General features: G+C 71.0%; 12 protein-coding genes. 6 read left to right on the top strand and 6 right to left on the bottom strand.

Annotated elements, in window-relative coordinates; translation table 11 throughout:
* Positions 1-122: 122 nt before the first annotated feature.
* Positions 123-1,130 carry a trypsin-like serine peptidase gene (locus ACZ6SA_RS36855; protein ID WP_347648744.1) on the bottom strand — a complete coding sequence of 336 codons (1,008 nt, stop codon included), beginning with the start codon at positions 1,128-1,130 and terminating at the stop codon, positions 123-125.
* 353 nt (positions 1,131-1,483) lie between these two features.
* On the opposite strand from ACZ6SA_RS36855, the gene ACZ6SA_RS36850 reads away from it, so the two are divergent.
* The 4 genes from ACZ6SA_RS36850 (at position 1,484) to ACZ6SA_RS36835 (ending at position 5,305) form a co-directional block, all read left to right on the top strand.
* Entirely contained in the window at positions 1,484-2,512 is a 1,029-nt protein-coding gene (locus tag ACZ6SA_RS36850) for a helix-turn-helix domain-containing protein (RefSeq protein WP_347648743.1), read from the top strand.
* 237 nt (positions 2,513-2,749) lie between these two features.
* The gene (locus ACZ6SA_RS36845) at positions 2,750-4,066 is read left to right on the top strand and encodes a hypothetical protein (RefSeq protein ID WP_465833445.1); all 1,317 of its coding nucleotides are present in this window, start codon (positions 2,750-2,752) and stop codon (positions 4,064-4,066) included.
* Position 4,067: 1 nt separating this feature from the next.
* Positions 4,068-4,604: a hypothetical protein gene (locus tag ACZ6SA_RS36840; protein ID WP_347648741.1), complete on the top strand. Its 537-nt coding sequence runs from the start codon at positions 4,068-4,070 to the stop codon at positions 4,602-4,604.
* Positions 4,601-5,305, top strand: a complete 705-nt coding sequence (locus ACZ6SA_RS36835; RefSeq protein WP_465833443.1) for a hypothetical protein — start codon at positions 4,601-4,603, stop codon at positions 5,303-5,305. Before ACZ6SA_RS36840 ends, ACZ6SA_RS36835 begins: the two co-directional genes overlap by 4 nt.
* Before the next feature lie 344 nt (positions 5,306-5,649).
* On the opposite strand, the gene ACZ6SA_RS36830 is transcribed toward ACZ6SA_RS36835, so the two are convergent.
* The 4 genes from ACZ6SA_RS36830 to ACZ6SA_RS36815 all read right to left on the bottom strand — a co-directional run bounded on the left by ACZ6SA_RS36830 (position 5,650) and on the right by ACZ6SA_RS36815 (position 8,862).
* Complete coding sequence (locus ACZ6SA_RS36830; protein WP_443155804.1) at positions 5,650-6,486, bottom strand: ABC transporter permease; 837 nt, start codon at positions 6,484-6,486, stop codon at positions 5,650-5,652.
* On the bottom strand, positions 6,483-7,472 hold the full coding sequence (locus ACZ6SA_RS36825; protein WP_465833541.1) for an aliphatic sulfonate ABC transporter substrate-binding protein: 990 nt from the start codon (positions 7,470-7,472) through the stop codon (positions 6,483-6,485). Before ACZ6SA_RS36825 ends, ACZ6SA_RS36830 begins: the two co-directional genes overlap by 4 nt.
* A 99-nt stretch (positions 7,473-7,571) precedes the next feature.
* Positions 7,572-8,258, bottom strand: a complete 687-nt coding sequence (locus tag ACZ6SA_RS36820) for an ABC transporter ATP-binding protein (RefSeq protein ID WP_465833441.1) — start codon at positions 8,256-8,258, stop codon at positions 7,572-7,574.
* Positions 8,259-8,442: 184 nt separating this feature from the next.
* Entirely contained in the window at positions 8,443-8,862 is a 420-nt protein-coding gene (locus tag ACZ6SA_RS36815) for a winged helix-turn-helix transcriptional regulator (RefSeq protein WP_443155806.1), read from the bottom strand.
* A 117-nt stretch (positions 8,863-8,979) separates the two neighbouring features.
* Between ACZ6SA_RS36815 and ACZ6SA_RS36810 the strand changes: the two genes are divergently transcribed.
* On the top strand, positions 8,980-9,606 hold the full coding sequence (locus ACZ6SA_RS36810; protein WP_443155807.1) for an LUD domain-containing protein: 627 nt from the start codon (positions 8,980-8,982) through the stop codon (positions 9,604-9,606).
* A 293-nt stretch (positions 9,607-9,899) separates the two neighbouring features.
* Here the strand turns inward: ACZ6SA_RS36810 and ACZ6SA_RS36805 are convergent, their stop codons facing one another.
* On the bottom strand, positions 9,900-10,073 hold the full coding sequence (locus ACZ6SA_RS36805; RefSeq protein ID WP_465833438.1) for a hypothetical protein: 174 nt from the start codon (positions 10,071-10,073) through the stop codon (positions 9,900-9,902).
* A gap of 58 nt (positions 10,074-10,131) precedes the next feature.
* Here ACZ6SA_RS36805 and ACZ6SA_RS36800 point away from each other — a divergent pair, with 58 nt between their 5' ends.
* Positions 10,132-10,497 (top strand): phospholipase D-like domain-containing protein, encoded by a 366-nt coding sequence (locus ACZ6SA_RS36800; RefSeq protein WP_465833436.1) that lies wholly within the window; start codon positions 10,132-10,134, stop codon positions 10,495-10,497.
* The last annotated feature ends 179 nt before the right edge of the window (positions 10,498-10,676 follow it).

Genomic DNA, 10,676 nt, shown 5'->3' with positions numbered 1-10,676 from the left:
AGGCCCGGGCGGGGGGCGGCGTGGAACGGCGGACCCCTGGAATGGCGGGCGGGACCGAAGCCCCCATGGGGACCGGGGAGAGCCCCCCCCCCCCCGCCGGGGGGGGCGGGCGCGGCGGCCGTCTACGCGATGGGGCCGCTCCAGCGGTGGGCGGCGTACCGGTAGACCTCTGCGGCCTCCCCGTCGAAGTACGCCGAGACGCTCGCGTCGTTCCGGCCGTCGCCATCGGTGTCGGATACGCCCATCGTGATGCCGTTGAGATACCCGGTACGGCTGTCGCCCGCATACCGCGTCAGCCACGAGGACCCGAGCCAGCCCGCACCGGCGAACGAGGAGCCCACGCCGACGGGCCGGTCCTCGCGAGGTCCGGCCAGCAGCATCGCGAACGGGGATCCTGCCACCCGTTCGAGGCTCTCGCCACCGGGATAGCCGAACAGGTCGGCCTCAGGCGCGAGCGGCTGGTTGAAGGTCATGCCCTGGCAGCCGACGTTGTCGCCCAGCCTGCCGACGCTGGTCAGCACGCCCGCGGCGGACAGGACGGCGCCGTCGTGCACGGCGACGAAGCCGTAGTCGCGGTCCCGGTCGCGGAGATCGTCGAAGTCGTAGTGGCCGATGGCCTCCTTGCCGACGTAGAGGCCGTGCGGGACCGCGCCCCCGGAGTAGCCAGGGACGAAGACCCACTTGCCGAGCGCGCCCATCGGGGCCTCGACGTCCAGCATGCAGTGGCCGGCCGTCGCGACGAGGTTGCGGTACGCGGTCTGCACGGACGTACCGGTGCACCAGTGGGGCGCGAGGTCGCTGCCGATGAAGAACACCTTGCCCAGGGTCGTGGGCGCGTCCCCTACGGGCTGGACCGTCCCCTCCACCGGCGGGACGGAGTACGGGGGCCCGCCGGGGACGACGTCCGTGGCCAGCCGCTCCCCCGCGAGCCCGGTCCACACGTCGTACGGCGTGGCGTTCCTCAGGTTGGCGGCTCCGTCGGCCAACCAGAACCTGGCGACCTCCTGGGCATCGGCCATCGTGTACGCCAGCCGCACCTTCACCACGCTCGCGGCCCGGGCCGGCGCGGTGACGGTTGTGGATGCCAGCACGCTCAGGCCGATGCCTAACGCGATCAGCGCACGCCTCAAGTCGGTCTCCTGTCCGGTCATGCCCGCCCCTGTCGGCGAACAGCAAGATCATAGGCCGGAAGTCCCCTAGTTTTAGATCACATGTTCGATACGAAGTCGGGTCCACGAGCGGACGCGGAGCCATCACCCTGGCGCGGACGCCGGCTGGTGGACCCGCGACCAGGAGCCGGGCAACCCGGTCCGCACCGGTCAGACAAAGGCCGCCTGATGGGACGTTCGTGTACGATCACACGGCGGATGAGCACGCGCATCGGCTGCCGGTCGCGCGCTCTCCCGCCGGCCACGTGCCGGCACATGGCCGGCACGTGCGGGCCACGACGGCCTGCGGCATCGCGGAAAGCTCAAGGAGCGATGTGTTCGAGTGGCGCAGCTCGCACCTGCCTCCTCCCGACCGTTTCGAGGGATGGTGCGCTCTCGTCGGGCGACACCTGATGCCCACGCGGATCAGCAGCGAGCACGAAGCCGACTTCCCGGCCGCGCTGAAGCTGCTGCAGCTGGGCGAGATCACCGTGTCGGCGCCGAGGTACCCCGACCTGCGCACGCTCCGCACCTCGAGGATGATCCGCCAGTCGGACCCGGATCAGTGGTGGGTGGCGCTCGTGTGCACCGGGAGGATGTGGCTGGAGCAAGCAGGCTCCACGGCCGATCTGGCGGTCGGCGACCTGGTGCTGATGGACACCTCCCGGCCGTACGACAGCGGGGTGCTCTGCCGGGACGGCGGCCTGTCCGGCATCATCTCGCTGCAGTTGCCGCGCCGGGCGCTGCCCGTGCCCGAGCAGCGGTTACGCCGGCACGTGGGCCGGCCGGTGTCGTCGGCACGCGGGTCAGGAGCGCTGCTCGCCCAGTTCCTTGGCGGTCTGATCCGGGAGGGCGGGACACTGGGCTCCGCAGAGGACGCCTCGCTGGGGAAGGTGGCGAGCGAGCTCGCCACCGTCTTCCTGGCGGGGCTGGCCGACGCGACGCGCACGCTACCGGAGGCGACTCGCCACCAGGCGCTCGCGCGGGAGATCAAGCTGTTCATCCGGCGGCACCTCGGAGAGCCGGCGCTGGCTCCGCCGGCGATCGCCGCCGCCCACAACATCTCCGTACGCCACCTGCACCACGTCTTCGAGGAGGAGGCGCAGACCGTCAGCGAGTACATCCGCCGGCAGCGGCTGGAACGCTGCCGCGCGGACCTGGCCGACCCCCGCCACGACCTGCGTCGCGTCGCGGAGATCGCCGGGCTCTGGGGCTTCCGGGACGCCGCCGCCTTCAACCGCGCCTTCAGGAGGGCGTACGGCATGCCCCCTGGCGAATACCGGAGATCTCTCAGGACGCGGCACCAACCGGCAGACGCTCCCTGCCGTCCGGCCGCGCCGCGCGAGAGGGACGGCGGCGCGTGAGCACGCGGGCGGCCGGACCGCCGGCCGCGGCTTGCGCCGGGTGCCAACGTTCGTGCGCTGACGGTCAATGACCGTCATGCGGATGCCTCGCTAGAGTCTCGTCCCGCACAGTCGTCGAGGGGGCCGCCTGTCCGCACGTCAGTGTCCGTCTTTCACTCCGTCACACCGCTCCGCGGTCGCTGCCTTTCGTGAGGGGCGGGTCGCGGACGAAGGCTGACCGTGAAGCGTGGGGGAAGGATGCCGGAGACGAACGCGGCGTGGTCGAGACGTGCCGTGCTGCTGGCCGGAGGGCTGCTGGTCGCCGGGTGCGGCGGGCAGCGCAGGCCGCTCATAGAGAGCGAGGACTACGATTCCGGCAGTTCGGGCATGCAGCGTCTGCGACCGTTCCTGGAGCGCCGGGCCAGAGCGTTGAAGGACCGTGACGAAGGCGCCTACCTGGCCGGTCTGGACACGTCAAACGACAAGCTGATGCGGTACGAGAAGCTGGTCTTCGCGAACCTGCGCCAGTTCGAGCTCGAAGACGTCCGCCACCTCACCGGACCGACGATCGAGCAGCGCATGTCCGGCGGGGAGAGCCAGTTCAAGCCGGTCATCCGGGTGCTGAAGCTGACCGCGGACGCCGGGCCGGGCGACATCGCGCCCGCCGAGTCGTTCGTCTACCGGATGAAGGATGACGTGGTCACCGGCATCACCCGCGTGACCAGGGAGAACCCGAGCGGCAGCGCGCCGCCGGCCGAGGCGCCCTGGCACACCGACGCGCTGAAGGTCGTCCAGGTCGGCGAGAAGGTGTGGCTGGCGGGCGACCGCAGCGCCGGCGACCTGGACCGGTACGCGGCTGCCGCCGACCGGGAGCTGCGCATGCTCGAACGCCTGTGGGGCGACCGGCTCACGTACCCGGGACACGTCCTGTTCTTCACGCGTGACGCCGCGAACTACCGGCAGTGGTTCGGCCTGGGCTCCGCCGGCGACTTCAACCCGGAGATCCTCGGCTTCCAGATCCGGCAGCGCGGCGTGGGCAAGAACGGCCAGCTCTACCAGGGCGAGTACGCGGCCTCCCGGATCGTGGTCAACCTGCGCAACCACCAGGGCGCCGATCCGGCGAGCACCATCCGCCACGAGCTGGCGCACGCGGTCACCGCACGGGCCACGATGACGAACATCGGCGAGCTGGGCCCGCCGACCTGGGCCGTCGAAGGTTTCGCCCGGTACACCGAGACCATCGGCAACCAGGCGAGGGCCGCGCAGGTCCGGGCGGGTGTGGCGGCCGGGGTACGGGCCGGGAAGTTCCGCGACGCGCCGCCCTCGAACAAGGACTTCTACGGCCAGGACATCCACTTCAACTATGAGCTCGGCTCGTCGGTGTTCAGCCTGGCCGAACGGCTCAAGGGCCGGGACGCGGCGGTGGAGCTGTACGCGCGGGTGATCGAGCGCCCCAGCACCGGCGCCTCCTTCTTCGAGCTGCCGATCTTCGACGGGATGGCCAGGGACGTGCTCGGGTTGTCCGCGTCGGCGTTCCGCGGCCGGTGGACCGCCTTCGTGCGGAACGGTGGGTGAGGTGGGCACACGCTCCCGCTGGATCCTGATCCTCGCGGCCGGTCTGGCAGCCTTCCTCGCGGCCGGCGCCGGCGCGTACCTGTATGCCCGGGACCTGCGCGCCGGCCAGGTGACACAGTCCTGCGGCTCGCGTGACTGCATCCCAGGGCTCGAGGCGTCCGCGCTGCTCGACGCGTTGCGGGGCCGCGGGCACACCTGCGAGGACAAGTCGCGTGGCTCCTGGATGTGCGAGATGGTGGTGGGCTCGGTCCACTTCGAGGCGTGGGTGGAGTCCTCGGACGGGGGTGTCTACCGCCTCTCCCCCCGGGTCTTCCACGCCGACGAGGACCCGCTCACCGAGGCCGGTCTGGCCTACCTGACCTGGTTCGCCGTCCTCCCCTACCGGGACGACCCGGCGGCCACGGCCGAGATCCGCGACTGGCTGACCGCGCAGGTGGATGCCGGCAAGGACACCCAGGCCACGATCCTCGACTACACGTACGTGTTGCGTACCTCGGAGAAGGCCCACGTCCGGCTCGACATAAGGATTCCCACTTGACCACGGGCCAGCGTTCCCCCGACGGCAGGTTCTGGTGGGACGGCACGGGCTGGCGCCCGGTCCAGCCCTCGCCTCCCTTTCCCTTCCAGCACGCCCCGTCGCCGGCGCCTTCGCCGCCCCGGCCGCCGCGGCGGAGGGCTCTCCTCCTGCCGCTCGCCGGCGTCGTGATCGCGGCGCTCGTCCTGGGCGGTGTGCTGGGAGGCGCCGTGGGCCTGCTCACCACCGAAGTACGGGCCAGCACCGCCGCACCCGCCTTCGCCGACGACTTCCCCGATGTCGGCGACCAGTACCTGCCCGGCGTGACCCTGACCTTGATCGTCGACGAGTGGATGAAGAAGGCCAACTCCTGGGCGTGCGCCAACAAGCCCGGCAACCCGGACACGTGGAGCATGGCCAAGCAGCACATGCGGTGCCAGCCGAAGGGCGACGACGGGCGCAGGTACGTGGACATCGAGTACGACGCCGCCGACAGGATCAGGGTGGTGAAGGCCACCTGCCATCTCGGCACCTACGAGGACGCCTGCACCACGGTCTTCGCCACGATGGCCGACGCGGCCCTCGTTCCGCAGCCGAAGTTGCGCGAGCGCGCGCGGAGCTGGGCCCAGAAGAACGCCGCCAGCGAGCGGGCCACGATCATCGGCGGCCTCCGACTGCAGGCCAGCCTGTCCCCGCACGCCCTGCGCATCACCCCCGAGTCCTGAGCCGAGCGCCCCTGGACGACAATCCGAGCATCGACCGGAGCACCAACGCACAGCCCCACGCCACCGCCGACAGCAGCCGGTTGGGCAACAGTCGCATGGCGCCAGCACCGTGCCGAGGGCGAAGCCGAGCCCGATGCCGAGCGCGGTCAGCTCCAGCGTGAGCAGCGCGGTTGCGGCCAGCCAACGCAGCGGACGGCGGGCGGTCACCACCTCCAGGGGGCGTTCCGCCTCCTGGAGGGCGGGAGCCTCGGCCCCGGGCAGCGTCATGGCCGGCCCTCCTGCCGAGACCTGACGGTTGCGCGCCCGCGTCAGGCGAGAGTGAGAGCGGTCGCGGACGCCGTTCGTCACCCGGAATCGCGGGCGAGGGGCCCGGACAAGCTCCTCGCCAGCAGACCGAGCAGCGCGTCCGCGGCCTTGCCGAGCAGGGCGAGCAGCAGAATCGACAGCAGCAGGATGTCCGTCCTGCCGGTGTTCTGACTGTCGATCAGCAGGAAGCCGAGCCCCATGGACGAGGCGATCAACTCGGCCGCGACCAGAAACAACCAGCCCTGGGCGAGGCCGAGCCGCAGCCCGGCGAGGACGGCGGGTGCGGCGTACGGGAGCTGGATGCGGGTGAGCAGGCCCACCCCGCGCAGCCCGTACGCGCGGCCGGCCTCGACCAAGTGCGGATCCACGTGGGCCAGCGCCGTGGCGACCGTGGTGTAGACGGGGAAGAAGGCGCCGATCGCCACCAGGACAATCTTCGGGGCCTCGGCGATGCCCAGCCAGAGCACCAGCAGCGGCACCCACGCGAGCGACGGCACCGCGCGCAGGGCGGCGACGCTGGGTGCGAGCAACGCCCTGACCGGCGGATACAGGCCGACCGCCGCTCCCAGCACCAGTCCTGCGGCCGCGCCGGTAGCGAAGCCCAGCAGGACACGCTGCCCGCTGATCGCGACGTGCTGCCAGAGTTCGCCGCGCCGAACCAGCTCCGCCACCGCCGCCAGGACCGTGGAGGGCGCGGGAAGCTGCGCCGGGGTGAACACACCTGCGGTGGCGGCGACCTGCCAGGCGGCCAGCACGATCAGCGGCACCACCAGCCCCGCGGCGATCCGCCCCGGCCGCGACGACCAACGCCCGCCTGCACGCGGCCGCCCGACGCCGGCCGGGCGGGAGGCGGGACCGTCGGCACGCTCGGTCACGAAGATGCCTGCGCCTTCTCCGCGAACTGGAGCTCGAACAGCGAGTCCAGCGCGTTACGGGCCTCCGCCTCCGAGCGCACTTGGCTCTCCCGGACGAGGGTCGGCAGGATGCGCTCCAGCACCGCGCGCTGCTCGGCGCCGGGCACCGGACTGATGTCCGCTCCCGTCCGCTCCTTCAGCACCACCGAGGCGACCTCCAGGGCGAGCTTGGCCTCGGCCGCCAGCAACTGAACGGCCTCGTCCGGGTGCGCGGCGACCCACGCGCGCGCCCGCTCGTAGGCGTCGATAACCTTCTGCGCGAGGTCCGGATGCTCGGTGAGGAAGCCCTCGCGGGCGTTGAGGAAGCCGTAGGAGTTGAAGGCCGGGTTACGGTAGACGAGCTTGGAGCCGGCATCCACCTGGCTCTGCGCCATCAGCGGGTCGAGCCCGGCCCAGGCGTCGACGTCGCCGCGTTCGAGCGCCGTTCTGCCGTCGGCGTGCTGCAGGTTGACGACATCGATGTCCGTGCCGCCGAGTCCTGCCTCCTTAAGCGCCTGGAGCAGGAAGAAGTACGGGTCCGTGCCCTTGGTCGCGGCGACTTTCTTGCCCTTGAGCTGCTTCACCTCGGTGACGGGCGAGTCCTTGGCCACGACGAGCGCCGTCCATTCGGGCCTGGTGTAGATGCCGATCGTCTTGATCGGGGTGCCGTTGGCCCGAGCCTGCAGCGCGGCGGCGCCGGCGGTGGAGCCAACGTCGATGGTCTCGGCGCGCAGGTTCTCGTTGGCCTTGTTGCTGCCGGCCGACAGCACCCAGGTGACCTTGGTGCCCCTGAGCTCGTTCTCCAGCCAGCGTTGCTTGCGGATGACCAGACTGAGCGGGTTGTAGTAGGCGTAGTCCAGCCGCAACTGCCCTTGCGCGGGCGGCACGGCGCCGCTCTCACCCTGCACGCAACCGGTGGTCAGGGCGGCGAGCAGGGCGGTGGTGAGCAGGAAGCGGCGGTGGATCATCTTTCTCACGGGGCTGCCTCTTGTGCGGGGACGGGCCGGGGAACGCCGAGTCGCGCCAACAGGTCGGCGCGGAGCGCGGCGAGTTCGGGGTGGGCGCGGTCACGCGGCCGGGGATGAGGCACGTCGAGCGCGGTCAGGACGGTCGCGCCCGCATCCGGCGGGCTGCTGCCGAGCAGAACCCACCCGGTCGGCCAGGTGCAGGGCCTCGTCCACGTCGTGGGTGACGAGCAGGACCGTGGTTCCAGCGCCGCACTGCACGTCGGCCAGCAGGTCCTGCATGCGCAGCCGGGTGAGGGCGTCCAGCGCGGCGAACGGCTCGTCGAGCAGCAGCACGCCTGGCCGCCTGGCCAGCGCCCTGGCGAGCGCCGCGCGCTGGGCCATGCCGCCGGACACCTGGCGCGGCCGGTGCCCGTGGAAGCCGGCCAGGCCGACGACGTCGAGCCAGTGCCGGACCATGCGGTCACCGTCCGCCCGGCCGGTGCCCTTCGGCAGGCCGAGGGCGACGTTCCCGGCGAGGTCGCGCCAGGGGAGCAGCCGCGGCTCCTGGAAGACCACGGCGCAGCGCTCGTCGATCCCCCGGACAGCGCGGCCGTCCACCAGCACCTTTCCGGCTGCCGGGGCTTCCAGCCCGGCCACCAGTCGCAGCAGGGTCGACTTCCCGCAGCCCGAAGGGCCCAGGATGGCCACGATCTCGCCCGGCGGGATGTCCAGTTCGATGTCCCGCAGGACGACGTGACCGTTGCCGAAAGTGTGGCCGAGGCCGCGCAACCCCACCCCTGCCCCCATGCCCCACCCGTTCCACGCAATTCCTACATAATTTGCATGATTTTGGCATGCCTGATCCAGTTTGTGAAGGGGTCACGTCAAGCCCTGGCCAGGGCGTGCAGCTCGGCCTGAGGGCCGGGGACGGGCCATCGGCCAGCAGGCCGCCCGTCCCGCGCCGCACACCAGCACCGGCACGTTCTCCAGATCACGAGTTCTGCTGGGATAGATCGGTCGCGCGCCGGGCATCGTAGCGGCCACGGGCGCCCTCGATGTCGTCATGGTGCTCCACCGCCCAGTCGATCAGCCCCCAGACCCGCTCGAGCAACGTGCGGCCGAGCGGCGTCAGTTCGTAGTCGACGCGGGGCGGCACCTCGGCGTACACGCTGCGGGTGACCAGCCCGTCGCGTTCGAGCACGCGCAGGGTGGTGGTCAGCATGCGCTGGCTGATACCGGGAACCGTGCGCCTGAGCTCGTTGAAGCGGCGCGGGCGGGCACCGAGCTCGTTGACGACCGACAGAGTCCACTTGTCGCCCACACGGTTCAGGACGTCGCGGACCTGGCAGGTCATCTCGTCGCGCGCTTTGAGCACGGAGCTCGCACCGCTGGCGGGCCTGTCGACGTGCAAGGGTTCCCTCCACTTCACCGAGGCAGGAAAAAGTGCCTACTTCCGATAGGGATATAGCGTTACCCAGAATGGTTCCGATCACCCGTCAGAACCATCTCTCATCTCAGGGGATACATCATGTCCGTGCAAACTGTCGTGCCCGACGAGACGTTCGCCGCCCCCGCGCCCGCCGGGCAACTGGACCGCGCCGCCGCCGCGTTGCGCGACAACGGCTTCATCGTGCACGTCGTCGACAGCGCCGCCGAGGCCCGCGAGCTCGTCACCGGGCTGATCCCCGGCGACGAAAGCGTCTTCACCACCTCCAGCGAGACGCTCCGGCTGTCCGGCATCGCCGCCGACCTCGACGAGTCGGGCCGGTTCGCCTCCGTCCGGGCCGGAGCCGAGGACCATAGGGGCGACGTGCAGGCGGTCGTCCGCCTCGGCGCCACTGCGGAGTACGTCGTGGGCAGCGTGCACGCGGTGACCGAGGAGGGCCACCTGGTCATCGCCTCAGCCAGCGGCAGCCAGCTCGCGCCGTACGCGTCGGGAGCGCGCAAGGTCGTCTGGGTGGCCGGCGCCCAGAAGGTGGTGCCGGACCTGGAGACGGCGCTGCGGCGGGTCCGCTCGTACAGCCTGCCGCGCGAGCACCAGCGGCTCCAGGAGTTCGGGCAGTCGTCGTTCATCGGCAAGATCCTCATCGTCGAACGCGAGGCCCTGTCGGACCGGGCCACAGTCGTGCTGGTGCGTGAGCCCATCGGCTTCTGATCCTCCAAACAAGGTCCTGATTGCCCCCGGGGGCGCGAGGACACGAGGTGCCCGGCTGTGCACCCCACTGGGGCGGACTCACTCCGGCGACAGGCGGCCCTCGCCCATACGCGGACGGCGGCGGTGGGCGCGGGCCTGCTACTCCTGGGTATCGAGCCCGGAGTCACGGCCGGGAACGTCCGCCTCACCGGCGGCTGGACCCACACCGGCATCGTCCCGGACTGTCCACCAGGGCCAGCCCGCCTGCCGGCCCAGCGCCAGCAGCAGGACCGGTGCGCCGAACCCCAGCGTGGTCAGCACCGCTCCCAGGCCGCCCGGTCCGCTCCCGCGCACCGTGATCGGATCGCGGGGCTCGTCCCGATGGACGCCACACCGTCGACCGTCGTCGCCGGCACCACGGCTTCGACCATGGAGTCGGGCTGCGCGGCGGGAGGCACCGCCTCGATCGGCGCCCATTCTTCCGACAAGTTACTATATGTAATTGAATACTGACTCTTGGCGATAGTCACATCTAGGCTCTTTCTCGTGATCGGTTGGGGGGAGTTGCTCAAACGTCTGCTGGTCGGCCGGGCCTTGCGCAGCGAGGAACTGCGCCAGCGGCTGCTGTCCAAGCGGTTGGCACTGCCGATCTTCGCCTCCGATCCGCTGTCGTCCGTGGCCTATGCCACCCAGGAGATCTTGCTGGTGTTCACCATGGCTGGGCTGGCCTATGTGCACCTGGCTGCCTGGGTGTATTCACCTCCTTCACGCTCTCCCAAGCAGGCATGGTCCGGTACTGGAGCCAGGCCCTGGGCACCGCATCCAACGCCAAGCTCCGACGTCACCACCAGATTGCCCGCGTCATCAACGCCGCGGGTGCCGCGGCGACCGGCCTGGTCCTGGTCATCGTGATGGCCACCAAGTTTCACCGAGGGCGCCTATCTGGCAGTGGCTGGCGATCCCAGACCGAATTCGTCAACGGCGCGGCCACGCGGCCATCCCGTCAGCTATAAATCAGCTGCCGCACACCGCCGACGAAGGGGCGCCCCATGGCCAGAGCGCGCCAGAAGAGGCGTTCCGCATCCGCCGCT

This window comes from Nonomuraea sp. NPDC049378, from assembly GCF_055586745.1.
Note: the sequence above shows the minus strand (reverse complement) of the source record. Positions and strands in the feature narration are given on the sequence as shown.

Excerpts from the sequence above, each read along its gene's own strand:
- ACZ6SA_RS36845 (WP_465833445.1), top strand. The coding sequence starts at position 2,750 with ATGCCGGAGACGAACGCGGCGTGGTCGAGACGTGCCGTGCTGCTGGCC.
- ACZ6SA_RS36825 (WP_465833541.1), bottom strand. The coding sequence starts at position 7,472 with ATGATCCACCGCCGCTTCCTGCTCACCACCGCCCTGCTCGCCGCCCTG.
- ACZ6SA_RS36820 (WP_465833441.1), bottom strand. The coding sequence starts at position 8,258 with ATGGGGGCAGGGGTGGGGTTGCGCGGCCTCGGCCACACTTTCGGCAAC.
- ACZ6SA_RS36810 (WP_443155807.1), top strand. The coding sequence starts at position 8,980 with ATGTCCGTGCAAACTGTCGTGCCCGACGAGACGTTCGCCGCCCCCGCG.